General features: G+C 40.6%; 21 protein-coding genes. 17 read left to right on the plus strand and 4 right to left on the minus strand.

What is annotated here, in order from left to right:
- Genes hsmA through F933_RS03420 form a run of 4 tightly spaced genes read left to right on the plus strand, consistent with a single transcriptional unit; the run spans position 1 to position 3558 of the window.
- The gene (gene hsmA, locus F933_RS03405) at positions 1 to 1491 is read left to right on the plus strand and encodes a hemophilin secretion modulator (protein ID WP_005058515.1); all 1491 of its coding nucleotides are present in this window, start codon (positions 1 to 3) and stop codon (positions 1489 to 1491) included.
- Positions 1492 to 1501: 10 nt separating this feature from the next.
- Positions 1502 to 2467, plus strand: coding sequence for an energy transducer TonB (locus tag F933_RS03410; protein ID WP_005058516.1), 966 nt, complete (start codon positions 1502 to 1504; stop codon positions 2465 to 2467).
- 25 nt (positions 2468 to 2492) lie between these two features.
- Entirely contained in the window at positions 2493 to 3092 is a 600-nt protein-coding gene (locus tag F933_RS03415; RefSeq protein WP_171065932.1) for a biliverdin-producing heme oxygenase, read from the plus strand.
- 25 nt (positions 3093 to 3117) lie between these two features.
- Entirely contained in the window at positions 3118 to 3558 is a 441-nt protein-coding gene (locus F933_RS03420) for a YbaN family protein (protein ID WP_005058518.1), read from the plus strand.
- Positions 3559 to 3694: 136 nt separating this feature from the next.
- On the opposite strand, the gene F933_RS03425 is transcribed toward F933_RS03420, so the two are convergent.
- On the minus strand, positions 3695 to 4324 hold the full coding sequence (locus tag F933_RS03425; RefSeq protein WP_005058521.1) for a TetR/AcrR family transcriptional regulator: 630 nt from the start codon (positions 4322 to 4324) through the stop codon (positions 3695 to 3697).
- Between the two features lie 127 nt (positions 4325 to 4451).
- Between F933_RS03425 and F933_RS03430 the strand changes: the two genes are divergently transcribed.
- Positions 4452 to 5291, plus strand: coding sequence for an SDR family oxidoreductase (locus tag F933_RS03430; protein WP_005058523.1), 840 nt, complete (start codon positions 4452 to 4454; stop codon positions 5289 to 5291).
- A 12-nt stretch (positions 5292 to 5303) separates the two neighbouring features.
- Complete coding sequence (locus F933_RS03435; RefSeq protein WP_005058525.1) at positions 5304 to 6791, plus strand: flavin-containing monooxygenase; 1488 nt, start codon at positions 5304 to 5306, stop codon at positions 6789 to 6791.
- A 101-nt stretch (positions 6792 to 6892) separates the two neighbouring features.
- On the opposite strand, the gene adeG is transcribed toward F933_RS03435, so the two are convergent.
- Entirely contained in the window at positions 6893 to 10072 is a 3180-nt protein-coding gene (adeG, locus tag F933_RS03440; RefSeq protein ID WP_005058526.1) for a multidrug efflux RND transporter permease subunit AdeG, read from the minus strand.
- A 5-nt stretch (positions 10073 to 10077) separates the two neighbouring features.
- On the minus strand, positions 10078 to 11301 hold the full coding sequence (locus tag F933_RS03445) for an efflux RND transporter periplasmic adaptor subunit (protein WP_005058529.1): 1224 nt from the start codon (positions 11299 to 11301) through the stop codon (positions 10078 to 10080).
- Positions 11302 to 11497: 196 nt separating this feature from the next.
- Here F933_RS03445 and F933_RS03450 point away from each other — a divergent pair, with 196 nt between their 5' ends.
- Positions 11498 to 12529 (plus strand): LysR family transcriptional regulator, encoded by a 1032-nt coding sequence (locus tag F933_RS03450; protein ID WP_005058530.1) that lies wholly within the window; start codon positions 11498 to 11500, stop codon positions 12527 to 12529.
- A gap of 354 nt (positions 12530 to 12883) precedes the next feature.
- Entirely contained in the window at positions 12884 to 15349 is a 2466-nt protein-coding gene (locus F933_RS03455) for an acyl-CoA dehydrogenase (RefSeq protein ID WP_005058532.1), read from the plus strand.
- Between the two features lie 42 nt (positions 15350 to 15391).
- Here the strand turns inward: F933_RS03455 and F933_RS03460 are convergent, their stop codons facing one another.
- Positions 15392 to 16696, minus strand: a complete 1305-nt coding sequence (locus F933_RS03460) for a sigma-54 interaction domain-containing protein (protein WP_005058534.1) — start codon at positions 16694 to 16696, stop codon at positions 15392 to 15394.
- Between the two features lie 193 nt (positions 16697 to 16889).
- On the opposite strand from F933_RS03460, the gene F933_RS03465 reads away from it, so the two are divergent.
- From F933_RS03465 to F933_RS03505, 9 genes are all read left to right on the plus strand, one after another.
- On the plus strand, positions 16890 to 17573 hold the full coding sequence (locus F933_RS03465; protein WP_005058536.1) for an MBL fold metallo-hydrolase: 684 nt from the start codon (positions 16890 to 16892) through the stop codon (positions 17571 to 17573).
- Positions 17574 to 17587: 14 nt separating this feature from the next.
- On the plus strand, positions 17588 to 19243 hold the full coding sequence (locus tag F933_RS03470; protein ID WP_005058538.1) for a bifunctional protein tyrosine phosphatase family protein/NAD(P)/FAD-dependent oxidoreductase: 1656 nt from the start codon (positions 17588 to 17590) through the stop codon (positions 19241 to 19243).
- 105 nt (positions 19244 to 19348) lie between these two features.
- Positions 19349 to 20140, plus strand: a complete 792-nt coding sequence (locus F933_RS03475) for a sulfite exporter TauE/SafE family protein (RefSeq protein WP_005058540.1) — start codon at positions 19349 to 19351, stop codon at positions 20138 to 20140.
- Between the two features lie 216 nt (positions 20141 to 20356).
- On the plus strand, positions 20357 to 21343 hold the full coding sequence (locus tag F933_RS03480; protein WP_005058542.1) for an acyl-CoA desaturase: 987 nt from the start codon (positions 20357 to 20359) through the stop codon (positions 21341 to 21343).
- Positions 21343 to 22617, plus strand: a complete 1275-nt coding sequence (locus F933_RS03485; protein ID WP_005058545.1) for an NAD(P)/FAD-dependent oxidoreductase — start codon at positions 21343 to 21345, stop codon at positions 22615 to 22617. Before F933_RS03480 ends, F933_RS03485 begins: the two co-directional genes overlap by 1 nt.
- Positions 22618 to 22632: 15 nt before the next feature.
- The gene (locus tag F933_RS03490) at positions 22633 to 23448 is read left to right on the plus strand and encodes a DUF1365 domain-containing protein (protein WP_005058547.1); all 816 of its coding nucleotides are present in this window, start codon (positions 22633 to 22635) and stop codon (positions 23446 to 23448) included.
- Positions 23423 to 24622, plus strand: a complete 1200-nt coding sequence (locus F933_RS03495; protein WP_005058549.1) for an SAM-dependent methyltransferase — start codon at positions 23423 to 23425, stop codon at positions 24620 to 24622. Before F933_RS03490 ends, F933_RS03495 begins: the two co-directional genes overlap by 26 nt.
- A 33-nt stretch (positions 24623 to 24655) precedes the next feature.
- Positions 24656 to 25435 carry a DUF1295 domain-containing protein gene (locus F933_RS03500; RefSeq protein WP_005058550.1) on the plus strand — a complete coding sequence of 260 codons (780 nt, stop codon included), beginning with the start codon at positions 24656 to 24658 and terminating at the stop codon, positions 25433 to 25435.
- 9 nt (positions 25436 to 25444) lie between these two features.
- Positions 25445 to 26494: an SAM-dependent methyltransferase gene (locus F933_RS03505; protein WP_005058552.1), complete on the plus strand. Its 1050-nt coding sequence runs from the start codon at positions 25445 to 25447 to the stop codon at positions 26492 to 26494.
- The last annotated feature ends 23 nt before the right edge of the window (positions 26495 to 26517 follow it).

A 26517-nucleotide genomic window follows, 5' to 3' on the forward strand; every position in this document is an offset into this window, starting at 1 on the left:
ATGAAAAGAACATTGCTGTGCTGTCTGACTTTATTGGCTGCTTCATCACTCTATGCAGATGATGATACTCAACTGCGCCTGAATCAAAGCTTAGATCAAAATTTATTACAACAACAGCATCAACTACAACAACAAGGCACAATTCGTGATACCGAGAAACTACCCAGTATTCTTATCAATGGCCAAATTTTTGCGGTAGAGAAAAATCAGGATGATTTGGCAAAAGCTCTGTATTTGGCAGTCATGCAAAAACAATGGGGCAATGCTGCGGTTTATTTAAAGCATTATCAGCAATATCAAGACTATGATCAGGCTTTAACTGATTTTGCCGAAGGGGCATTGGCACGTGCTCAGGGGCAACTCAAATTAGCCGAGCAAAAATTTCAAAGCAGTCTCAATAAACAACCCAATAATCTGATTTGTGAACTAGAGTTAGCGCGCGTGCTGTTTGAACAGCAGAAGAACAAAGAAGCAGCACGCCTTTTTACATCAATTCAAAACAAACTGGGACAGAGTGATCGTGCGGTGATACCGCCAGAAGTAGAACAAACGGTTAATCTGTTCGTCAAAGCACTCGATCAGCGGGATTCATGGCAAGGCAGTGTCGCGATAGGTCCATCCTATGCCACAAATCTGAATAGTTCTTCTGAACAAAGTAAAACATGGACGTTATTTGGCATTGACGATAAGGGCAATGCGACTCCCATTCAAGAAATTACCCGTGGCAGCCCTAAAGCAGCATCAGCAACAGGTATGGACTATGAAACCAGTTTAATGAAACGCTTTTCTCTCTACGGCAATCATGGGGTTTCCTTACGTGGGTTAGCTTATGGACAATCTTATGATGATCATGCTGACTATAACGAATCCACCTTAAATATTAATGCAGGCTATAGTTTTTTCGATTTAAAAAATCAGATCAGCATTGCACCATTGTTTGAACATAAACGTTATGCAAATGACGGTTTATATAATGCATGGGGTGTACGTGCTGAATGGATGCGATTTATTGCCGCAGACAAAGCATTCAAACTCGAAGCTGAAATCAAAGATCTGGACTACCAAAAATATAAAACATTAGATGGTAAAGAAAGCTCAGCGATGTTCACGTTTTGGAAGATTCTACCCAAGCAATGGACATTATTTAGTGGACTAGACGTGCTTGATCATGACACTCAAGAAAAATATATGGCGGCCTATCAACAACAAGGGGTCCGTTTAGGGTTGAGGAAGTCTTGGAATGTTGGGTTGAATACCACTTTATTCACTTCGTATCGCTGGCGGCAGTTTGATCGCTATGCTGAAAGTCTAGAAGCCCGTCGTCATGATTTTGAACAAAATTATACCTTTGTTGTACAGATGCCTCGATTTAAATTTTATGGTGTGACGCCAAACCTTACTTATCGTTATAACCAAAACAGTAGCAATGTGGATTGGTTGTATTCTTATGAGAAACATAATGTTAGCTTGAAGCTTGAGCATCGTTTTTAGGGGGATGACGATGAAATCAAAGCTCCAGTATCCAGCTTATGAATTGACCTCAAAACCACCATCTGTTTTGGTTTTGGCACATTCCTATCATAAGTCGATCATTGTATTGCTGGTCATTGTGATGCATCTAATAGGATTATGGTTTCTAAGTCATTTTATTGAACCTTATACTTTGACCGCTTCACCGAAAGTAAATGCACTCAAGATACGCTTTGTGTCTTTAGCCCAATCAGAAAATCCATCTCTTCATACAATGGCTCAGCATGCTATTGCTCAGCCACCCAAGCAACACTTACAAAAAGAATCTGAACTTCCTGCTACACAACAAAGTGCTGAGAGCATAGAGCAAAAGATATTCACCAGTCAAAATGCAACAAATACGGTGCAAAAGAAACAGCCGAATAAAAAAGATCACGCCGTCGCATCTCAATCAGCACAAACTGTTGCCGTTCAGTCATTAGAAAGTAAAGCGTTTAAACAACAGACACAGACTGATCAACAATCTACTGCTACTGCTACTGCTACTGCTACTGCTACTGCTACTGCTACTGCTACTGCGGTGAATGAAAATCAGCAAATGCATAAAGCGCAATCTGAAGAAAATCAATCACGCCCGAGTGGTGTAAAAACACCCGCAGCGCAACAGCAGCTAAGTCGAGCAGCTGAAAGCCAAGTTCAGCATGATGAACCTATCCAAGTCAGTCGTGTCGATGTGCTCAGTTTTGGAAAGTTTAGCTACGATGATCGGGAGCTCAGACAACAAACTCGTATGGTGGAGTTACGTTTACGCATCAATGAAAACGGACAGCCTATCGATATCCAATTAAAACAAAGTTCAGGTATTGCCAGTTTAGATGAGCGCGTTCTAAACGCAGCCCGTCAGTCCAAATTCAAACCCTACAAAGTCAATGGCCGAGCAGTGGCTATTGTCGTTGATTTCCCAGTGCAACTTAACCTCAGTCGGGACAGCCGATGAGCAATATTCTTTATTCAGGAGAATGATAATGAACGCAGCAACAGAACAAATGGTCGCCAATAGCGTTGCTCAACGTCTAAAGCAAGAAACGGCAGCAGAACATGAACGAATGCATCGCTTAATGGCTCAGGCAGATGTCTTTGCAAGCAAAGAAAAATATGCACAATTCACTTTGTCTCAATATTATTTTCAGCAAGAAATTGAGCATCTTTTTGAACAAGAAGGTGTAGCTGGATTAATTCCAGATCTCGGTATTCGTGGTCGCTCTCAGCAAGCTTTTGCAGATTTACAAGATTTGGGTATTCAACCCGCAGGGCAACCGTTGCAAAGTGCAGCGGTTAAATTACCTGAAGCTCTCGGCTGGATTTATGTATCAGAAGGGTCAACTTTAGGCGCAGCTTTTTTATTTAAACAAGCCCAAAAAAGTTTAGGTTTCTCTGAAACATTCGCGGCGCGTAATCTCGCGGCGTATCCAGAGGGACGCGCTAAGGTTTGGAAACGCTTTGTTCAAGCATTGGATGATGCTGACTTTGACTCAGTTTTACAGGATCGAGTGGTGCAAGGTGCTTTAGATGCTTTTGGCTATTTTGGAAATGCATTAATCCAGTTAGATGAGTTGAAATAAACAAGTGCATTGAGCATTGCTAGGGATGGAGAATATTGATCGCATGAATAATGATGTGAAAACAGATATTTTGTCACAACCGCCACAGCCAGCAAGCAAATTAGCACGCTCAGTTTGGTGGCGATTATTATTTATCTGCCTCGCTTGGTTGTGCATTGGACTCGGTATTCTTGGAGTTTTTATTCCGGGTTTACCGACCGTTGATTTTATTTTATTGGCTGTTTTTTTTGCAGCTAGAGGCTCAGAAAAGCTGCGTCAATGGTTTCTAAATCATCGTTTCATCGGCCCAATCATCAAAGAATGGCAAGAAAATAGACGTATTCCCCAAAAAGCAAAATTCATGTCGACGTTCAGTATGAGTCTAGCTGCCGGGATTATGATCTGGACTATTCCACATCCTTGGGTCGTTTATCCTCTTGTGGCATGTATGGTGGTTGTTTTAGGATGGATGTGGCTTAAAGCTTAACAATACTAGACACTATCTAATCAAGTGCAATGCGAATTTATTAGAGTATTTAGAACATAAGGCAACATAGGATCAATCTAGGTTGTTATCGATACTGTCTTAATATGTCTTGTATTGCTATCACTTCAAAGAGTATTTAGTTAGACACACCAAATATCATAAGCTGAATTGCAGCTTTGCTATATTGTTCTAGAAATTTTGCTTCTTGATTTGCCAACAAAAATTGTAAAGCCCCAGCGATAATGATTCCAACAACGGCATGTCCAGTCATCTCGGTATTTAAATTTTTATTTAAATAGCCACGATCAATTCCGTTTTGAAGATAATTCGCCGTGAACAATCCACCCACCTGCAAAAGCTTACTTACTTGCGCTGTCATCTCTTTATCAATTGAGGTTGCTTCTAATAAGATGAGACGAAGTGTCCGTGGATTTTCACGTGCAAATTCCTGAAATTTAAATGAAATTCGTTCACATTGGGCAATATAGTCATCTAAAGTTGATACGGCATTCGGCGCATTTTCATCTGCCAATAAAGCCGTTATTTTGAACATGGTATCGACAATGACTTTATCCAGAATGTCTCTTTTATTCTCAAAATGACGATAGAAAGTACCGTGACCAATACCGAGTCTTTTGGCAATGTCAGAGATTGCAGTTTGATGATAACCGCGTTCAGAAAATTCCAAAAAAGCAGCTTCAATAATTTCTGCTTGTAGTTGAATACGTTGGCGTTCAGCACGCGAGAGAGTTGTTTGATCATTCATGCTAAAAATTTTATCAGAACTTTATTGGAAATACGATAAAACAAAATCAATTAAAATTGACACATAATTCCGTAAATGACATTATGTTCCGTATTGGTGATTTTTTGACTAATTAAAGGAGCTGAGCATGGGAAAAAAATACAGTTTTTTAAATAAAGTGGTGTTGATCACAGGTGGTGGGCGAGGGATTGGTTTAGCCACAGCCGTTGCCTTTAGAAAACTTGGTGCCAAAGTGGCGATTGGCGATATTGATCTAGAGTTGGCTCAGCAAGCTGCTACTAAAGTGCAAGGCTTTGGCGGCTATTTGGATGTACGTTCACAGAACTCATTTCATGACCTCATTGTGCAGATTGAAAAGCAATTGGGTCCCATCGATATCTTGATAAATAACGCTGGGATTATGCCAATGGGAGCGATGGTCGAGGAAAGCCAAGCCATCAGCGATGCGCAAATTGATATCAACTTACGTGGGGTGATTCATGGCATGAAAGCGGTATTGCCTAAAATGCAGGAGCGACAAACGGGACATATCGTTAATGTGGCTTCTCTAGCAGGTAAATATCCGATTCCCGGTGCCAGTATTTATTGTGCGACCAAATTTGCTGTGGTGGGTTTAACTGCATCGATGCAGCAGGAGCTTAGAAACACACCGATTGGCATATCGGCAGTGTTACCGTCCAAAGTCTTGACTGAGTTGTCTTCTGGAACGGGGGACAGTTTGCCGATTCCGACGGTAGAACCACAAGATGTGGCGAATGCGATTATTCAAGCCATCGAACATAATCTTGCCGAAATTGCGGTACCGAATTATTTAACGCATACCTCGAAAGCCTATGGGTTGGTGCCGCATTGGTTAAATACTGGATTCCGAAAACTGATCGGAGATGACCGTATTTTAAAAGGTTTGGATCAGAATGATCGCAAAGCATATAGCCAACGTTTAAGCCAATTGGCACAGACAAAATAAGGATTAAAACTCATGGCGAAGATCGAAAAATTTCATGTGGTGATTATCGGGGCTGGCTTTGCAGGGATTGGTGCAGCAATTAAATTACAAGAAGCAGGTTTTACAGATTTTGTGGTTTTGGAAAAAGCCGATGAAATTGGCGGTGTCTGGCGTGCCAACATTTATCCAGGGTGTGCTTGTGATGTACCATCAGCTTTATATTCTTATTCTTTTGCACCAAATCCACAATGGAGTCGGGTGTTTGCGCAGCAGCAAGAAATTAAGACCTATATACAAAATGTTGCGCAGCAATTCGATGTGAAAAAGTATGTGCGCTTTGGCTATGAAATGCTGGAAAGTGCTTGGGATGATCAGGCTAAACATTGGGTGGTGAAAACCAATCAAGGCCTTATCCATGCCCGTTTTGCGATTATGGCGGGTGGGCCAATGCATCAACCTGTATTGCCTAAAATTAAAGGTTTAGAGACATTTAAAGGGGCTCAGTTCCACTCGGCAGAATGGAATCATGATTTTGACTTAAATGGTAAAAAGGTTGCCGTTGTTGGTGCAGGTGCATCTGCAATTCAATTTGTACCTGAGATTCAAGCCCAAGTTGAGAAACTCACTTTGTTACAGCGTACCCCACAATGGGTATTGCCAAAAATGGATCAAAGCCTACCAAAACTTGCTCAGGCACTGTTTAAAGTGCTTCCAGTCACTCAGCGTTTAACGCGTTATGGCGTTTATGGCGTATTTGAATCGTTAAATTCCAGTATGCACCATCCAAAACTGGTCAGCCAGATTGAACGCCTAGCCAAATTGAATATTCGTTTAGGGGTGAAAGATCCTGAGCTACGAGAAAAACTATTGCCTGACTTTACCATCGGTTGCAAACGGGTATTACAGTCTAATCAATGGTATCCAGCATTGGCAAAGCCGAATGTAGAGGTATTGCGCTGTGGGGTAGAAGAAGTGCGTGGCAATACTTTGATTGCCAGTGATGGATCGCAACATGAGGTTGATGCGATTATTTTTGGCACAGGCTTTGAAGTCAGCAATCCACCGATTGCCAAACAAATCCGTAATAAACATGGCAAAAGCATGGACGAAGTATGGCAAGGCAGTGCCAAGGGTTATTTGGGTACAGTGGTCGAAGGCTGCCCAAATGCCTTTGTCATGTTTGGCCCTAATATTGCGGTCAGTTCATCGGCACTGATTATCATTGAAGCACAATTGACGTATATCTTGGACATGCTGAAAAAAGTACAGGCGCAGCAGATTGAAACCGTTGAAATTCGTGCTGAAGTATTGGAACAATACAATGATGAAATCCAAGCGGCATTAAAAAATACGGTCTGGAATACCGGTGGGTGCAGCAGCTACTTTATCGACCGTAATGGACGTAATAGTACTTTATGGCCGTGGACGACTTTTGAAATGCGATCTCGCTTAGCATATTGTGATCTGAACGATTACTTACTTGGCTTTGCTGAGGCCGAAACCAAGAAAAAAGCCAGTTAAATTCTGATTCGGTATTGTATCTCTAATATAGTCAAGCCTCACCGAGCAGCCTATTCCTCGTGAGCTACTCGGTGAGGGAAACATAACACGCTCTCTTTTTATTAATGATCGTGTGAACTGTGCAGTGGTGCTTCATGCACAGCTGCCGAATGCAGTTTATGTTTGCTATTCAGGGTACGAATCAACACATAGAAGGCAGGAGTCAGGAACAAACCAAAGAAGGTTACCCCAATCATACCAAAGAACACCGCAACGCCCATGGCATGACGCATTTCAGCACCAGCACCTGTTGATGTGACCAGTGGAACTACACCCATAATGAAGGCGATTGAAGTCATCAGGATCGGACGTAAACGTAATCGACTGGCTTCAACTGCAGCATTGAATGCGGTCGCGCCTTGCATTTCCAGTTCTCTGGCAAATTCCACGATCAAGATGGCATTCTTACAGGCCAGCCCGACCAGTACCATCAAGCCGATTTGGGTAAAGATATTGTTATCACCGCCTGTGAGCCAAACGCCTGTTAGTGCAGCCAAGATACCCATTGGGACAATCAGGATCACGGCCAATGGCAAGGTCAGGCTTTCATATTGAGCAGCCAAAACCAAGAACACCAACAGCACACTGATCGGGAACACCCACAATCCGGCATTACCTGCCAAGATCTTTTGATAGGTAAGATCGGTCCATTCAAATTTCACCCCACGCGGTAAGGTTTCAGCGGCAATCCGTTCAACTGCTGCTTCAGCTTGGCTAGATGAATAACCTGGTGCAGGACCACCATTAATATCCGCTGCGGTATAGCCGTTATAGCGCACCACCATTTCTGGGCCATAGGTTTGAGTGACATTGACCAGAGAAGACAGCGGCACCATTTGCCCAGCATTGTTACGGGTTTTAAGCTGTAAAATATCTTCAGGATTGGCACGGAACGGTGCATCGGCTTGAGCACGTACCTGATAAACACGACCAAAGCGGTTAAAGTCATTCACATATTGTGAACCGAGATAAATCTGCATGGTGCTAAATACATCGGTCACGGCAACGCCTTGCTGTTTGGCTTTGACCCGATCCAGATCAACATTTAATTGCGGTACATTGATTTGATAACTGGAGAACATGGGCCCCAATTCAGGTGCAGATTGTGCTGCCTTCATAAAGGATTGCGCTGCGTTATTCAATTCGGCATAGCCTAAAGCACCGCGATCTTCCAGCTGTAGTTTAAAGCCGCCCATGGTGCCGAGACCCATCACCGGTGGTGGTGGAAATACTGCAATATAAGCATCTTGAATCGCGGCGTATTTCTGATTCAAAGCACCTGCAATGGCATTGGCAGAAAGATCAGCTGCTTTACGTTCAGCAAATGGTTTTAAAGTGACAAACACAATCCCTGCACTGGAACTGTTGGTAAAACCATTAATGGATAAACCTGGGAAGGCCACCGCACTTTCTACGCCGGGTTGTTTCAGTGCTGCATCACTCATTTTACGAATCACGGTTTCGGTTCGATCTAGTGAGGCGCCATTCGGTAACTGGGCAAAGCTGATCAGGTACTGCTTATCTTGTGCGGGTACAAAGCCACCCGGAACGATATACGAAATCCCGATGGTCAGGCCAAGCAGGGCTGCATACACACCCATCGCTGAGGCTTTATGGGAAATCACCCGACTGACGCCACGACCATATTGATCCGATGCGCGTGAGAATACGCGGTTAAACAGGGCAAAGAAGCGTCCAAAAACACGGTTCATCACACGGGTCAGGAAGTCAGGTTTGGCATCATGACCTTTCAGCAACATGGCAGCCAACGCAGGAGACAAGGTGAGTGAGTTGAAGGCTGAAATCACGGTGGAGATGGCAATGGTCATGGCAAATTGTTTATAGAATTGCCCTGTTAGGCCTGTCATAAAGGCCAGCGGGACGAACACGGCAACCAAGGTCAAGGCAATGGCAATGATCGGTCCACTGACTTCACGCATGGCACGGTAGGTGGCATCCCTTGGACTGAGTCCTGCTTCAATATTCCTTTCGACGTTCTCGACCACCACGATGGCATCATCGACCACAATCCCGATGGCGAGCACCATCCCGAACAGTGACAGGGCATTGATGGAATAACCAAAGGCCAGCATCAAGGCGAAGGTACCAATGATGGAAACAGGCACTGCCAGTAACGGAATAATTGAAGCACGCCATGTTTGTAAGAACAGGATCACCACCACAACCACCAGTGCAATCGCTTCAAGCAGGGTATGAATCACCGCTTTGATACTTGAGCGTACGAATTGGGTCGGGTCGTAAACGATGTCGTATTTAATTGAAGATGGAAAATCTTTGGACAGTTCCGCCATGGTGCTACGCACTTGGTCAGAGACCTGTAAGGCATTGGCACCCGGTGCTTGGAAAATTGGAATCGCCACCGCCTGTTTATTGTCCAGCAATGAACGTAAACCATATTGTGAAGCGGCTAGTTCAACACGCGCGACATCACCCAAACGCGTTACTGCACCATCCGCAGCCGTTTTTAAAACAATATCGGAAAATTCCTGTTCGGTACTTAAACGACCTTGTGCATTCACCGAGAGCTGTAAGGGTGAATTGTTCGGCGCTGCACCAATTGTTCCTGCAGCCACCTGAATATTCTGTTCACGAATCGCATTGACGATTTCAGTCGCAGTGAGGTTCCGTTGCGCCACTTTTTGTGGGTCTAACCACACGCGCATGGCGTAATCGCCTGAACCAAATAGACCAACTTCACCCACACCTTGTAAACGTGCCAGACGGTCTTTGACATTGAGTACGGCATAGTTACGCAAGTAGGTCATGTCATAGCGATTATCCGGTGAGGTCAGATGCACCACCATAGTCAAGGTTGGTGAACTTTTTAGCGTGGTCACACCGAGACGTTGTACATCTTCTGGCAAGCGAGGCAAAGCTTGAGAAACCCGATTCTGGACCAGTTGCTGCGCTTTGTCTGGATCAATCCCGAGTTTGAAATTCACGGTAATGGTCAGGTTGCCATCGCTGTTGGCCTGAGACTGCATATACAGCATGTTCTCAACGCCGTTGATGGATTCCTCCAACGGAGAAGCAACGGTTTCAGCGATCACTTTAGGGTTGGCACCCGGATATTGGGCACGGACCACGACAGAGGGTGGTACCACTTCTGGATATTCAGAAATGGGCAATTGGAAAAGAGAGAGTAGACCCGCAAGTAGAATCAGGACGGACAGTACCCCAGCAAAGATCGGACGATCAATAAAAAATTTAGAAATATTCATGAGGATTAACCTTTTGCCGAAGTTGGGGTTTTTTCTGTAGGCTGAGGTTGTTGTGCTGTGTTATCAGTGATGATTTGAGGATTCGGCATAGAGACCAGATGTGGACTCACAGGATCGCCCGGACGAATACGTTGTAAGCCATTCACCACGATACGATCACCCACTTGCAGACCACTATTGATGATTTGCAGACCATCTTGTTGTGCGCCGAGTTTTACTTCACGGTATGCAGTTTGATTTTTCACATCAACCACCACCACAAAACGTTTGTCCTGATCGACACCAATCGCAGTTGGGCTAATCAGAATGGCTGCGCGAGGTTGTCCGCCGCCAAGACGAATGCGGGCATACAGTCCAGGGAGCATCATGCCTTTGGGATTATCAAATGTGGCGCGAACACGAATGGTGCCTGAGGTGGTATTTAAATTATTATCGATCGAACTGATAAAACCTTCACGGCTAAAACCAGATTCATTGGCAAGACCTAAATAGACAGGAACTTGGGCTGAATTCCGTTGATTGCTGATGTATTTTAGATAAGTTTGTTCATCAACATCGAAAGAAGCATACAGACGTGACACCGAAACCAAACTAGTGAGGACTTGGGCGCCATTGCCTGCTGAAACCACGTTACCGACTGTGACTTCGGCACGGGAAATACGTCCACTGACAGGTGCGGTAATACGGGTGTATTCCAGATTTAAACGGGCGGTTTCGACTGCGGCTTTGGCTGCTTGCAGGTTAGCATTGGCTGAACGCGCTTCATTTTCCGCTTGATCAAGTTCTTGATGGGCAATCGCATTACTTTGGATTAAGCGCTGGTTACGACCCAAATTTGCTGAAGAGTAAGTGACTTGTGCTTCCGCAGAAGCCAGTTGCGCTTTGGCACGATTCAGCTCTGCTTCAAAAGGACGCGGGTCAATGGTGAATAATAAATCCCCTTTGTTGACCAAGCTACCATCTTTGAAGTGAACGCCAATCAGTTTTCCTGAAACTTGGGGTCGAACATCGACTTGATCAATGGCTTCCAGACGTCCGGAATATTCTTGCCAGTCGGTAATGGTTTGGCTGATAACATTTGCAACATCCACGGTTGCAGCTGGCGGTGCGTTTGCTGTTGAGGTGGCTTTGGCATCTGCATTTTCTTGGAAGAGAATAAAACTGCCGCCCGTTGCAAAAATAGCAACGATGACGGCAGACAGCGTTAGCTGTTTGCGAGAAATTGACATGGGATGCTCCTGACTATTTGAATCCCTGTTTTCAGACTTTTTGTTGTGGTCTGTATGGGAGAAACAGGTTTATGGAATGAAAGGAGCATAAAAGTTTGTCAATTACGAATAAATACATTAAATTTGATAACACTATTCGTATTTTTATAATAATTGATTTGTAAAGTTCCTTTATGCATTGATTAGGAGTGGTTGAGTGGATCTATTTCATGCAATGAAAGTCTTTAATAAAGTGGTTGAAACCAACAGCTTTAGTTTGGCTGCTGATAGCCTTGGACTACCACGTGCATCGGTCACGACCACGATTCAAGCTTTAGAAAAACATCTTCAAGTTCGTTTACTCAATCGAACTACACGTAAACTGAGCCTTACACCTGATGGTGCGGTTTATTATGATCGTACCGCAAGAATTTTAGCCGACGTTGAGGATATTGAATCTTCATTTCACAATGAAGAACGTGGTCCTCGGGGGCGTTTGCGTATTGATGTTCCTGTATCAATTGGACGTTTAGTTCTGATTCCAAGACTGCGTGAATTTCATGCACGTTACCCTGATATTGATTTGGTAATAGGGTTGAATGATCGCCCTGTAGATTTGGTCGGTGATGCTGTTGATTGTGCTATACGTGTTGGGGAATTACAGGACTCCAGCTTGATTGCACGCCGTATTGGCACGTTCCAATGTGCGACAGCAGCATCACCATGTTATTTAGAAAAAAATGGTGAGCCAAATAGCATTGAAGATTTACAAAAGAATCATCAAGCGATTCATTTCTTTTCTAGTCGTACAGGACGCAACTTTGACTGGGACTTTGTTGTTGATGATTTAATCAAAAGTGTCAGTGTTAATGGTCATGTATCTGTAAATGATGGTGACGCTTACATTGATTTGGCATTACAAGGATTTGGTATTATTCAAGGTCCACGCTATATGCTGACTAATCATTTAGAATCAGGTGTATTAAAAGAGGTTTTACCACAATGGACGCCTGCTCCTATGCCGATTTCAGCAGTATATTTACAAAATCGACATTTATCTCTCAAAGTTAGAGTATTTGTTGATTGGGTTGCTGAATTATTTGGGGCTTGTCCATTATTAGGAGGTAGTGCTTTACCTTTAGATCAAAAATGTGAATTTGTTTGTGATCAGAAAACGAATCATGAATATACGCTTCGAACTTTGGTTGAACAGCATAATATTGCAGAGGCGAGAGTACTTAAAACATAGTTAATATATGCCACTAAATCATTTGGTAGATTTTCCATGAGCTGAAAAACTATAAATAGTGATAAAGTGGTTTTGTGAGTTTTTTTGAATCTTTAGTAAAAGTTAAAGATACCATTGTTCTTATAAAATTTTGATATTTAAATTAAAATTAAAATATGTTTTTAATATTGAATCTTTCTAAGTTTTTTCTTTATAGCATTGTGTAATGTTTTAGTAGTTTATCAAGAAAATAAAAAAACTATCGGTACAATCAAATTTCACTCTTTATTCACTTATTAGATACTAAGTTAAATCATAAAGTTAATTACAAATATCTAATTTTTCTCAATTCAAGTTGAAGGCAAAGGAGTAACCATGACTCTATTATTGATATTGCTTAGCTTGTTGATTCAGTTTGTTGTGTTATGGGCTGTATTTTATTTCGAACTAAATCGAACAATCGGTAGTATTGTTTCTATTGGAATCGCTGTTCTCTGTGGCATTTTGATAACACCATGGAGTTTATTGATTGGTATACCTATCATATTAATGAGTGTGGTATTGCTTATTCCAGCGCTCAGAGAAGCTTTAATAAGTAAACCTGCATTTAATATTCTTTCCAAAGCAATGCCTAGCATGAGCACCACTGAGCGTGAAGCCTTGGAGGCGGGTACCAGTTGGTGGGAAAAAGAATTATTTATGGGGGCACCTGATTGGGAGAAATTCGATCAATATCCTTATCCTAAGCTTTCCTCAGAAGAACAATCTTTCATTGATAATGAAGTTCAGCAGCTTTGCGCTATGCTTGATGAATGGAAAATTCATCATCATGACAAAGATCTCCCACCTGAAGTCTGGCAATTTATCAAAGATAAAGGTTTTTTAGGTCTCATTATTCCTAAATCATTTGGGGGTAAGGAATTTTCAGCTTTTGCCCAAAGTCGTATCATGAGCAAAATTGCTTCACGTTCTTTAACTGCTGCGGTAAGTTGTATGGTTCCAAACTCACTTGGGCCAGGTGAATTATTACTTCATTACGGAACGAGTGCTCAAAAACAACGTTACTTACCGGGCTTAGCTAATGGTACAGAAGTCCCTTGTTTTGGATTAACCAGCCCAGAAGCTGGCTCTGATGCAGGCGCGATTCCTGATACAGGTGTGGTTTGTTATGGTTCTTATCAAGGACAAGAAGTTCTTGGTTTAAAAATGAACTTTTCAAAGCGTTGGATTACGCTTGCTCCGATTGCAACAGTGATTGGTTTAGCGTTTAAACTGTATGATCCTGATGGATTGTTAGGTGATAAAACCAAAAATGAATATGGCATTACCTGTGCATTGATTCCTTCTAGTCATGAAGGCATTAAGATTGGCGCACGTCATAATCCAGGTGCTCCATTTATGAATGGAACTGTCGAAGGAACTGATATTTTTATTCCTATCGACTGGATTATTGGTGGTCAGCAAAATGCGGGTAAAGGCTGGCGTATGTTGATGGAATGCTTAGGCGTAGGTCGTGGTATTTCGCTACCAGCATTAGCAACTGCTGCCGGTGAAATGAGTTATCTTTTAGTTGGTGCATTTGCAAGTGTAAGGCAGCAATTTAAAGTGTCTGTTGGGCATTTTGAAGGTGTGCAAGAAGCGACCAGTGATATTGCCAGCGATGCTTATATGCTTGAGTCATTCCGATATATGGTGACTTGTGGTCTAAATCAAGGTGGTACACCAGCAGTGATGACTGCAATGGCAAAATATTATGCTACGGAGACTATGAGAAAGGTAATTAATCATGGTATGGATGTGGTTGGAGGACGAGCAATTCAACTTGGTCCACGTAACTTCCTTGCTCTGACCTATCAATCTATTCCAGTTGCAATCACCGTAGAAGGCGCAAATATTCTCACACGTTCTTTGATGATTTTTGGTCAAGGTTCAATGCGTTGTCATCCTTATCTATTTGAGGAATTGCAATTACTGCAATCTGAAGATAAGGCTTATGCATTAAAACAATTTAATTCATTGTTATTTAAACATCTTGCCTATACCTTCAACCGTGGTGCTAAAGCTGTCGCTTTTGGTCTCACTGGAGGGAATAGCGATGGTTCAGTTCAGTCTGATGATTTTTCTAGACCATACTATGCAACCATAAATCGTATGAGCGCCGATTTCGCCCTTACAGCTGATATGGCGTTGGGAATATTAGCGGGTGATCTCAAACGAAAAGAGATGTTGTCTGGACGTTTGGCTGACATCCATTCTCATTTATTTATCGCGACTGCAATTCTTAAATACTATGAAAATGGTCAAAGAACTGAGGCTGATCAAAAGCATGCTGAATTAGCATTGGGCAAGGCGTTATATAATGCACAAGAAGCATTTTTTGGATTCTATGAAAACTTCCCGATGAAAATTGCTTCTAGCTTAGTGAAATTGATTTGTTTCCCATTTGGTCGTCCAATTGCTAAACCTTCGGATGAGCTTAAACAACAGGTTGCTCAATTGCTGCTGCAAGAAAACTCTTTCAGAGCAGAATTGAAAAAACATGTCTATTACACCACTGATGAAACTGATGTCATGGGGCGCATGGAATCAACATTCCAAATGTTACTCAGTGTGCAGCCACTTTGGGATAAGTTCAAAAAAGCTGAATCAAAAGATAAGTTTAAAGGACTGACTTTTGAAGAGCATATTGCTGATGCGGTTTCAACAGATTTTATTACTACAGATGAAGCACAACAGCTTTTGAAATATAATGCTAAGCGCTATGACAGTATGCTCACTGATGTATTCGATGAGCATTTAGAAAACGATTTACCACTTGAGAACCCTCATCTAAGAAATTAGATGAGGTAATTAAAAAAGCGAGGTAATGATTACCTCGCTTTTTTATAGTCCAAATTTTTTACGATAACGCCATAAGGTTGTGCGACTCATATTCAATGCTTCTGAAGCAAGAACGAGATTATAATCATATTTAACTAAAACATTTTTTAGCGTTTCTTTGTTTAGCTTTTGAGATAATTGTGGCTGTTTGATATGTGTGATCGTTGAACTGGATTGATTGATATGAAAAGGATTTTCTATAATTTCATCTGGTAGATCACAGCTATCAATTTCTAGTTTTTCACTTGCCATTGTTAGAGCATAAAGTAGGGTATTTTTTAACTCACGCACATTGCCTGGCCAATCATAGGCAATTAAAGCTGTTAAAGCACGATCTGATAATTGAGGTAAATGTTTTAAAACAGATTGATGCTGTTGCAGTATATATTCTGCAATTAAAGGAATATCCTCTTTGCGATCACGTAAAGGCGGAATAAAAATGGGGATGACTCTAAGACGATACAAAAGGTCTTGACGAAAACGTCCTTGCTTAGCTTCTTCTCTCAATGCACGATGTGTTGCGGTGATGATTCGCACATTGGCTTTAATCGATTTTTCACCACCCAAAGGCGTAAACTCACCAGTTTCTAAGACACGCAAAAGTTTAGCTTGTAACTCCAGTGGAATTTCAGCAATCTCATCTAAAAACAGTGTTCCACCCGCAGCACGTTCGAAAACACCTTTATGCTCACGAATCGCGCCTGTAAAAGCACCTTTGACATGTCCAAACAATTCACTTTCTAAGATATTTGCATTTAATGCAGCACAGTTGATCGCGATAAATACTTTATTTTTTCGCTGACTGTGGTCATGAATGGCTTGAGCCACAAGTTCTTTACCACTTCCAGATTCACCACGAACTAATACTGGAAATTCAGTAATTGCCACACGTTCAATGATTGAAAACATACGTTGCATTTCAGCTGATTGGCTATGAAATGTTTCTGCTAAGCTTTGAAATCTTTGTTCTATTGGTGTTATTTCAGTCTGTTGTAAGAGCTGGACTAAAAACAATTTTCCAGTGAAATGTTGATCAGAAACATTGATATTGTGTTGATGACATAAAAGTTCAATTGAAGTTGTGGCAGATTGCAGATGAACTTTCCCAGTTTCTAATAGATTGTTCAGTATTTTTTGTTTAGTCAATTCTGCAATAGAAGGATTAAAGCCAGTTGATTTGAAATCATAAATAACAGCTACATTCGATTGATCAACGATAAAAAGGGCACAGTCTGCTATGACTTGTTGTAAATAGCCCAAGAAATTTTCTAAATCCTGTTGAGTTTTAAAACCAATCATTTGATTCATTACATTTCATTTTATGTTTCATATATTGTTTATTGAAACATTATTTGCACCTAATTTGAAACGCTATCGTTAAAAAATAATTAATTATATTTAATAATATATTGTTTTATTTGAATATAATAATTTGTGCATAAAGTTGGCATCTTGTTTGCAATTTAAGAATATATAAATAAGCAAATAGAGATCGATGCGTATGATATTCCATCAATTTTTTGAAAATGAAAGTTCAACATATACTTATCTCATTGCATCTGAGCAAACACGTGAAGCGGTATTGATTGACCCAGTAGCATCGGAAATTGAACGTTATGCGGACATGCTTAAACAAAATAATTTGAAGTTGGTTTATAGCCTTGATACGCATGTCCATGCAGATCATGTCACAGCAGCAAATCTGTTACGTGAACGTTTCGCATGTAGAACCGTCTTACACCGTAACTCAGGTGTTATTTGTGGCGATATTTTCATTACAGATGGTACTGCGATTCGCTTAGGTGAAATTCTAATTGAGGCTCGCTATACACCAGGGCATACCAATGCATGTACCAGTTATGTGGTCGAGGGTATGGTATTTACCGGTGATGCACTACTTATTGACGGTTGTGGACGAACTGATTTCCAAGAGGGCGACGCAGCGACTTTATATGACAGTATCCATCAACAGATATTCACTTTAACTGATGAAACTGTTGTATATCCGGGCCATGACTATAAAGGGCGTTTGTCATCTACCGTAGCACAAGAGCGACTTTATAATTCTCGATTGGGAGAGGGCAAAAGTAAGCAAGACTTCATTATTTTGATGGAAAACCTCAATCTTCCTTATCCAAAGAAAATTGATATTGCTTTACCTGCGAATAAAGCCTGCGGTCAATAATAGGAGAGAGTGGCATGCAATTAAAACAAGTGAATCAAGAATTTTATGTTGCAGATCAAATTTCTCAACTAGATGTGGCTGAACTTGCAAATAAAGGTATCAAAACAATTATTTGTAATCGTCCTGATGGTGAGGGTGCTGATCAACCCAATATCATTGAAATACAAGAAGTCGCATCTACTCACGGGATCCAAGTTGAGTATTTACCTGTGGTCAGTGGTCGTGTGACAAATGAGCAGGCTGAAGAATTTAAATCGCTATACCAAGCAGCTCAGAAACCAATTTTGGCATTCTGTCGTTCGGGTACTCGCTCAATGACGCTTTGGGGTTTATCTCAGGTTTCGGGTTTAAGTATAGATCAGATGTTACTTGTCTCCAAAATGATGGGCTATGATTTGCAAGGTTTAGTGCCAAGAATCCTCAATCAACATCCGACACAATTAAATAATGTGCCTAAATTTTCGGTGGTGATCGTAGGTGGAGGAGCTGCTGGGATTTCGGTTGCTTCAAGCCTACTTGCTCGTCAGCCAAATCTTGATATTGCAGTTATCGATCCTGCGGAAATTCATTACTACCAACCGGGTTGGACGATGGTCGGAGGTGGAATTTTTACGCCCGAAAAAACAGTTCGTACTATGGCGAGTTTGATGCCCAAGCAAGTACAGTGGATAAAAGCGGCTGTGGCTGCCTTTGATCCAGACAATAAACAGGTATTGTTAGAGGGCTGTAAGCCGATCAACTATGAAGTATTGGTAGTTTGCCCAGGTTTGAAACTCAACTGGCATGGTATTGAAGGTTTAGTTGAAACACTGGGAAAAAATGGTGTGACCTCGAATTATCGCTATGATTTAGCGCCATACACTTGGCAATTGGTGAGTAATTTGAAACGTGGCAAGGCTATTTTCACTCAACCACCTATGCCGATTAAGTGCGCGGGTGCACCGCAAAAAGCAATGTATCTTTCTGCTGACCATTGGCAAAAACAAGGGGTATTGAAAGATATTCAAATAGATTTCTTTAATACAGGCGCGGTTCTATTTGGTGTTGAAGCCTATGTGCCTGCACTGATGGAATATATAAAACGCTATAACGCCAATCTGCACTTCAATCATCAATTGATAAAAATTGATGGTGAGAACAAACGTGCTTGGTTCAAGATCAATCAAGGTGAAAGTTCATCGCTGTTTGAAACTGACTTTGACATGATTCATGTTGTCCCACCGCAACAAGCTCCTGATTTTATTCGCGCGAGTAATTTAGTCGATGCCGCGGGTTGGGTGAGTGTCGATCAACATACTTTGCAGCATAGTAAATATCCTTACATTTTTGCACTTGGAGATGTCATGAATGCTCCGAATGCGAAAACTGCTGCGGCAGCGCGTAAACAAGCACCAATCGTTGCGGTGAATGTATTGCAGTACTTAAAAGGTAGTGATCAATTTGCGCGGTACGATGGTTATGGATCATGTCCTTTGACCGTTGAGCGAGGCAAGATTGTACTTGCTGAGTTCGGTTACGGCGGGAAGCTGCTTCCGAGTTTTCCAACGTGGTTTTTGGATGGTCAAAAACCTTCACGTATGGCATGGCTGTTAAAAGAGCAAATCCTACCCCCGATGTATTGGGATGGCATGTTAAAAGGGCATGAGTGGCTGGTAAAACCTAAACTTTAATGTAATTCATTAGATTATAAAATCATTAACTTAGCTCTAAATCTAGAGCTGAGTCAGGTATTTTCACACTTGAAAAAGTGTATCTCATTTCTCATGAGGTCCTTTATGGATATGTGGTTATTAGTCTTAGAAGGTCTAGCAATCGGATGCCTACTTGGCTTAACGGGTGCGGGAGGGGGAATTTTAGCCGTTCCAGCACTGATGGCGAGCCAAGGGTGGACTGTCGCACAAGCAGCACCAGTCGGACTACTTGCTATTACACTTTCATCTTTTGTGGGGAGTGTACAAGGGTTACAAAAAAAAATCGTACGCTATAAAGCTGCAATTTGGATTGCATTAATCAGTATTCCTTCAGCTAGATATGGCGTTCATTTATCAAATATTATCTCGCCGAATTGGTTAAGTTTGGCATTTAGTCTTGTCATGTTGATTGTCGCCTATCGAATTTTCTTCAATAAAGTTCATGATTTTGAAGATCCGCCATGTAAGGTCAATCAATCAACAGGAAAGCTGATTTGGAATGTAAAAACAGCCAGTGTCTTGGGTCTTATCGGTATTGTTGCGGGTTTATTGACTGGACTTTTAGGTGTTGGGGGCGGTTTTGTGATTGTGCCTGCTTTAAAAAAAGCAACTGATCTTGATATGCATAGTATTGTTGCCACCTCTTTAATGATTATTTTTCTGATTGGTGGCGTCAGTATTTCAGCTCATATGATTGATGGTTATCAATATCCAATATTAATCACCACTAGTTTTGTGCTGGCATGTATTGTCGGAATGATTGTTGGAAGAAAATTAATCAATTTGATTGAACTCAATACTGTACAGAAGGTTTTTGCAACAGTTGTAGTTGGAGTTGCTATATATTTAATCTGGTCAAGTATTCGTCTTCTTTGATTGAATATTTGGGTTGAGATATTGGATGAAGCAAATGTATTAGAGTCTAATTTGATATGTATTTAGACTCTAATAAAATAATAAATTTATGTTTATACAAACAATTTATCTTATAATAAAAGATATGATGTAGGTAATAAAATAACGCTTCACATTAATTTCATACTAAACTTACTACTATGATAATTATAAAAAGAGATGGGTCAGGAAGAATCAATGTTTAAATTTTTTCTGCGATGGATAGATAGTTGGTCAATTCCCAATAGGTCTAAATCTAATGAAATTGAAAGTTCAATAGCCATCAAAGATACTCAAATTCAATGGTTGAGAATTATTCCGTTTATTTTGCTGCATATTGCCTGTCTGGCTGTTTTTTGGGTCGGGGTTTCATGGTTTGCACTTATATTCATGTTTGCTTTTTATTTGATTAGAATGTTTGCAATTACAGGGTTCTTTCATCGTTATCTTTCGCATAAAACCTTTCAAACTTCACGACCAGTTCAGTTTTTTTTCCTACTTATTGGCACAATGAGTGCACAGCGTGGTCCGTTATGGTGGGCAGCTCATCATCGTTATCATCATCGGTTCACTGATACTGAACAAGACCCACATTCATCTACACATGGATTTTGGTACAGCCATATCGGATGGTTCTTAAATGACCAAAACTTTACGACAAGAAAAGAGGTCATCAAAGATTGGTTAAAGTTTCCTGAAATCGTATGGTTAGATCGTTTTAGTTTACCCGTGGTGTTACTGACTGCTTTATCAATTTATGGTTTGGGTGAGTGGTTAGCTGCTGCTTATCCCAGTTTAGGTACATCGGGTTTGCAACTATTGGTTTGGGGTTTTGTGGTTTCAACCGTTTTATTGATTCATGCAACTTTATGTATTAACTCTCTTGCTCACTTGTATGGAAGTCGAGATTTTGAGACTAACGACAACAGTCGAAATAATTTATTCCTTTCGATTATTACATTAGGTGAAGGTTGGCATAACAACCATCATTACTATGCGGGTAGCACTCGACAAGGTTTTTTCTGGTGGCAAATTGATATTACCTATTACATTTTAAAAATCATGTCTTATTTAGGTTTAGTTTGGGCGATCAAACCTGTACCGCAACGTATTTATGATGCGCATAAAAGCCATCAATTAAATCTAAAAATGAACAGAAATAAAATTCAAACTGAGGAGTCTTGATGAAGATTGCAATCGTAGGCTCTGGCATTTCAGGTATGTATGCTGCATGGAAATTATCACAGCAGCATCAAGTCACGATCTTTGAAAAAGAAAATTATTTCGGAGGACATACCGACACGCATGATCTTTGGATTGATGATCAAAATGTCGCAGTGGACAGTGGGTTTATTGTATTTAATGACTATAACTATCCTTTATTCAGTGCAATGATTGCTGAACTGGGTATCCAAGCACAGAATAGTGATATGAGCTTTTCTGTGAATAATCAGGTTACTGGTCTACAGTACAATCCATCTAAAAAATGGTCATTATTGACTCGCCCGCAAAATTTTTTAAATAAGAACTTTCGATTGATGGTATCTGATCTGATCAGGTTTTATCAGGAGAATAAAGATGTTGTCGTGGATCAATGTGATGCTGAGTTAAGTATTGAAAATTATCTAAATCGAAATGACTACTCTCAGGTTTTTAGAGAAGAACATCTTTATCCAATGTGTGGTGCACTATGGTCAAGTCCAGTTGATCAAGTTGGAAAGATACCCTACAAATTTGTGGTCAGTTTTTTTCAACATCATCGTATGTTGCAGTTGGCTGATCGACCACAATGGCAGACAGTAAAAGGTGGTTCAGCTTCTTATATACGAGCGATTCAAAAAGCTTGTCCATCGATTATTTGGAAGAAAGCGCAAGTTCAACAAGTGATTCGTGAAAATGATTTTGTTCATATTGTCACGAATCAAGAACAAGAAACTTTTGATTGGGTTGTGTTTGCGAGTCATGCTGATGACACGTTAAAGCTGATTCAAAATCCTTCGGCAGATGAGCGAGATGTATTAGGTTGTTTTGACTATCAAGATAACTTTATGGTGGTACATCGCGATACTTCGATTATGCCGAAGCGTCAATCTCAATGGGCGAGTTGGCATGTGCATGTCACTGCTCAAGAAAAAACTGAAAAAAATAGCAAAGCTCATCAAGTACACTATGGATTTACCTATTGGATGAACAGTTTGCAAAATCTACCGTGTAAAACGCAGGTATTTTCTACACTGAATCCGAATATGCCGATCGCAAAAGATAAGATTTATGTCGAACGTCATTATCGTCATCCTGTTTTTGATAAAAAAGCAATTGAGTCTCAAGCGCTTTGGGAACTGATTAATGGTCAAAACCGCAGTTCATTCTGTGGGGCATATTGGGGTTGGGGCTTTCATGAAGATGGAGCGAGAAGTGCTCAGCGTGTAGTAGATAAGCTATTAAGAATTAAAGACTAATTTGGAGGTGATCACATGTTTGAAGATTCACTTTCCATAGCCAAAGCTCAGATTAGACATCGGCGCTTTCATCCCAAAGTACACGATTTTCAGTCTAGTTTGAGCTATTTATGTTTTGATCCAGATCGTATCGATCAAAACCTAGATCGTTCATGGCTTTGTTCAACTTCGCGTTGGAATATCTTAAATCTTTATGAAAATGATTTTCTAAAAGGCTATACAGGTTCGATCAGAGAACGAATTAAGAAAATCCTTTTGCAGCAAGTGGACACGATTTTATCGACTCAATCAGAAATTCGTGTCCTTGCATTGCCAAGAACTTTAGGATTTAGTTTTAATTCAGTCATCTTTTATTTTGTACTCAATCCTCAAAAACAACCTGTTTTCATATTGAGTGAAATCACCAATACCCCTTGGAATGAACGTAAAGTTTATGTGCATGACTGCCGTCAAAAATTAAAAGAGCACAGTCATTTCAAAAGTTATGAGTTCGAATTTGAAAAGAGTTTTCATGTGTCTCCATTTATGCCGATGGATATTCACTATAAATGGTGCTTTAGCTTTTCAGATGAACAAAATGTGATTCATATGCAGCTTTATCAATCAGATAAATTTATCTTTGATGCAACGATGCGTTTCACTTTAACTAGCATCACAGTTCCTTCACAACTGAATCGTTATGCTATTCATCATATCTTTGAACCTTTCAAGATGTTAGCTTCGATCTACCTTCAAGCTTTTCATCTATGGCGAAAGAAAGTTCCATTTTATCGGCACCCTAAAAAAGATAAGGATTTAAAACAACATGATGAAAACGCTTATTTTCGGTGAACACGATTCACTGCCTTTGGTTCTTCGGAGCTTGCTCAAACTTCGTCATGGTCAAATTCATTTTCGTGGAGAATGGAATGGTACCGTGGGAGAGCTTTCAGATTTAGAAGCTACGATAGATATTCATAATAAAGAATTGATCGATCTCATTTTTAAAAACGGTGTACTTGGTGCGGCTGAAGGTTATATTCGCGGCTATTGGAGCAGTGAACACCTCGTTGAAGTCATTCAAATTTTGGCGAGAAACCGTCATGTGCTTGATAAGATTAATCAGAATGTGATTTCTCAAGCCAGCCAACTTGTATTAAAAGCTTGGTACAAAACACGTAAAAATTCATTGTCAGGAAGTCGAAAAAATATTGCAGAGCATTACGACCTGAGCAATGACTTTTTCAAACTCTTTCTTGATTCTTCAATGATGTATTCCAGTGCAGTATATAAGCACAAAGATATGACTCTAGAAGAAGCTTCTGATTATAAAAAAGAACTGATTTGTCAGAAATTACAACTCAAACCGATGGATCACTTGGTTGAGATCGGTAGTGGTTGGGGCGGATTTGCGATCTACGCTGCTCAGCATTATGGTTGTAAAGTGACCACGATCACCATTTCTCAAGCACAATACGATGAAGCAACCAAACGTATCACCGATGCGGGTCTCAGTCATCGTGTCAATGTTCAGCTTAAAGATTACCGATTGTTAGAAGGCAAGTTCGACAAGTTGGTTTCGATCGAAATGATTGAAGCGGTGGGTGAGCAATATTTATCGACTTACTTTAATAAATGCCGATCCTTATTAAAACCGAACGGTTTGGGATTGATTCAAGCTATTACGATTGAAGATGCACGCTATAAAAAAGCCTTGAATACCGTGGATTACATTAAACGCTATATTTTCCCAGGGAGCTTTATCCCTTGTATCAGCGTTTTAACTCAAGCGGCATCTGAACAACAGCTACGCTTAAAACATCTTGAAGATATTGGTTTGAGCTATGCTGAGACGATTCATCAATGGCGTGAGCGTTTCTTAAATGCTAAAGAACAAGTTTTGGCTTTGGGATTTGATGAAAACTTTATTCGGATGTGGGATTTCTATCTTTGCTATTGCGAAGGTGGCTTTAAAGAAGGGGTGATCAGCGATGTACACCTTTTATTTGAAGCAAGTCCTTATTAATTTCTCATTATTTTAAGCATCAAGGAGGCAGTTATGATATGGCAATTGTTTTTACTTGATGCCCTTGTGATGACGCTTTGTTGGTTGTGGGCAACAGTAAACCATCGTGCAGGTATCGTAGATGTTGCATGGAGTTTCTGTATTGTTCTCAATATTGCCATTACAGCATTGTTTGTTGAGATCGCTCCGTTAAATGTCAGATTGTTTCTCGGCGTATTCAGTTCAATATGGTTCTTGCGGCTAACTTTGCACCTATTCCGTCGTTATTTAGCTGAGCATGAAGAAGATCGACGATATGCCAACATGCGCAGAGCAATGGGCAAATATCAACATTTTGGTTTCTTTCTATTTTTCATGTTTCAGGCTGGATTAGCCATTTTATTTAGCATTCCGATGTGGAGCTTGCTCAATGTGCCAAGCATGTCTTGGAGCATGGATACCAATGATTATCTGATTATTGCAGGTTTAATTATGTTTGTTGCATTCGTTGGCGAGACGGTTGCAGATCAACAATTATATCGGTTCAAGCAGAATCCCAATAATCATGGCAAAACAATGGATCAAGGTCTGTGGAAGTATTCAAGGCATCCAAACTACTTCTTTGAATGGCTGCATTGGTTTGCTTATCCCATCATAGGAGTAGCGGCAGGATTATTAAGCTTGTGGATCTATCCAATTTTGATGTGGTTATTCTTGTATTACATCACGGGTATTCCATTCAGTGAGCAACAAGCATTAAAAAATCGAGGTCAAAATTATCTCGATTATCAAAAACGAACTTCAATGTTTATTCCGTGGAAACCCAAACAGTAGGTACTGCACATGGACTTTATTATTCAAAAATCTTTAAAACTCGTTGAAAGCGGTTTAGTTCCAGATCAGGCGATTCGTGCAGCAATCCGTGCATTGAGTAAAAAGCGTTTGATTCAAGAAGGGCGTTATGATCCTGAGCAAGGTGCACAGCGTTATATGGACGTGCTCAATATGTTGAAGCATAGCGAGATTGCGATTGAAACAGACAAAGCCAATGAGCAACATTATGAGTTGCCGACTGCTTTCTTTCAGGCTGTACTAGGGAAACGTTTGAAATATAGTGCCTGTTTCTTTCCACATGACCACACCACCTTAGATGAAGCCGAAGAATTTGCATTGCAAATATATAGTGATCGTGCACAGTTACTGGATGGTCAAGAGATTTTAGAATTGGGCTGTGGTTGGGGATCATTTACCCTATGGATGGCTGAGCGTTATCCAAATGCGAAGATCACAGGTGTTTCAAATTCGGCAACTCAACGTCAGCATATTTTAGCTGAAGCTGAAAAACGTAATTTGAACAATATTGAAATCATCACTTGTGATGTCAATGTACTTGAATTGAAAACAAATACGTTCGATCGCGTAGTTTCAGTGGAAATGTTTGAACACGTTAGAAATTATCAGAAACTCTTTGAGAAAATTCAATCTTGGCTTAAAGAGGATGGTATGTTGTGGTGTCATATTTTCTGTCATCGCTTCTTACATTATCCTTTTGAAATCAAAAGCGAATATGACTGGATGTCACGTTACTTTTTTACGGGTGGTCTGATGCCATCTACCTCTACATTCTTACATTTCCAAGATCATTTAGAGCTTGCGCAGCATTGGCAGTGGTCAGGCACACATTATGAAAAAACATCTAATGCTTGGTTAGAAAATATGGATCGCCATGCTGATGAGTTAAAACCTTTGTTTGAACAAGTCTATGCACAAGATACAGATGCATGGTGGCAACGTTGGCGTATATTTTTTATGGCTTGTGCAGAGTTATTTGGATTTGAACAGGGACAAGAGTGGGTGGTTGGTCACTTCCTGTTCAAAAAGAAAAGCGTATAATTTAATTACTCTTTAGTGCAGAT

This window comes from Acinetobacter beijerinckii CIP 110307 (assembly GCF_000369005.1).
GTDB lineage: Bacteria > Pseudomonadota > Gammaproteobacteria > Pseudomonadales > Moraxellaceae > Acinetobacter > Acinetobacter beijerinckii.

Coding starts and splice junctions, on each gene's coding strand:
- F933_RS03420 (WP_005058518.1), top strand. CDS start 3,118: ATGGAGAATATTGATCGCATGAATAATGATGTGAAAACAGATATTTTG.
- F933_RS03505 (WP_005058552.1), top strand. CDS start 25,445: ATGGACTTTATTATTCAAAAATCTTTAAAACTCGTTGAAAGCGGTTTA.
- F933_RS03475 (WP_005058540.1), top strand. CDS start 19,349: ATGGATATGTGGTTATTAGTCTTAGAAGGTCTAGCAATCGGATGCCTA.
- F933_RS03470 (WP_005058538.1), top strand. CDS start 17,588: ATGCAATTAAAACAAGTGAATCAAGAATTTTATGTTGCAGATCAAATT.
- F933_RS03430 (WP_005058523.1), top strand. CDS start 4,452: ATGGGAAAAAAATACAGTTTTTTAAATAAAGTGGTGTTGATCACAGGT.
- F933_RS03445 (WP_005058529.1), bottom strand. CDS start 11,301: ATGTCAATTTCTCGCAAACAGCTAACGCTGTCTGCCGTCATCGTTGCT.
- F933_RS03490 (WP_005058547.1), top strand. CDS start 22,633: ATGTTTGAAGATTCACTTTCCATAGCCAAAGCTCAGATTAGACATCGG.
- F933_RS03500 (WP_005058550.1), top strand. CDS start 24,656: ATGATATGGCAATTGTTTTTACTTGATGCCCTTGTGATGACGCTTTGT.
- F933_RS03485 (WP_005058545.1), top strand. CDS start 21,343: ATGAAGATTGCAATCGTAGGCTCTGGCATTTCAGGTATGTATGCTGCA.
- F933_RS03435 (WP_005058525.1), top strand. CDS start 5,304: ATGGCGAAGATCGAAAAATTTCATGTGGTGATTATCGGGGCTGGCTTT.
- F933_RS03480 (WP_005058542.1), top strand. CDS start 20,357: ATGTTTAAATTTTTTCTGCGATGGATAGATAGTTGGTCAATTCCCAAT.
- F933_RS03425 (WP_005058521.1), bottom strand. CDS start 4,324: ATGAATGATCAAACAACTCTCTCGCGTGCTGAACGCCAACGTATTCAA.
- F933_RS03460 (WP_005058534.1), bottom strand. CDS start 16,696: ATGAATCAAATGATTGGTTTTAAAACTCAACAGGATTTAGAAAATTTC.
- F933_RS03495 (WP_005058549.1), top strand. CDS start 23,423: ATGATGAAAACGCTTATTTTCGGTGAACACGATTCACTGCCTTTGGTT.
- adeG (WP_005058526.1), bottom strand. CDS start 10,072: ATGAATATTTCTAAATTTTTTATTGATCGTCCGATCTTTGCTGGGGTA.
- hsmA (WP_005058515.1), top strand. CDS start 1: ATGAAAAGAACATTGCTGTGCTGTCTGACTTTATTGGCTGCTTCATCA.
- F933_RS03465 (WP_005058536.1), top strand. CDS start 16,890: ATGATATTCCATCAATTTTTTGAAAATGAAAGTTCAACATATACTTAT.
- F933_RS03410 (WP_005058516.1), top strand. CDS start 1,502: ATGAAATCAAAGCTCCAGTATCCAGCTTATGAATTGACCTCAAAACCA.
- F933_RS03455 (WP_005058532.1), top strand. CDS start 12,884: ATGACTCTATTATTGATATTGCTTAGCTTGTTGATTCAGTTTGTTGTG.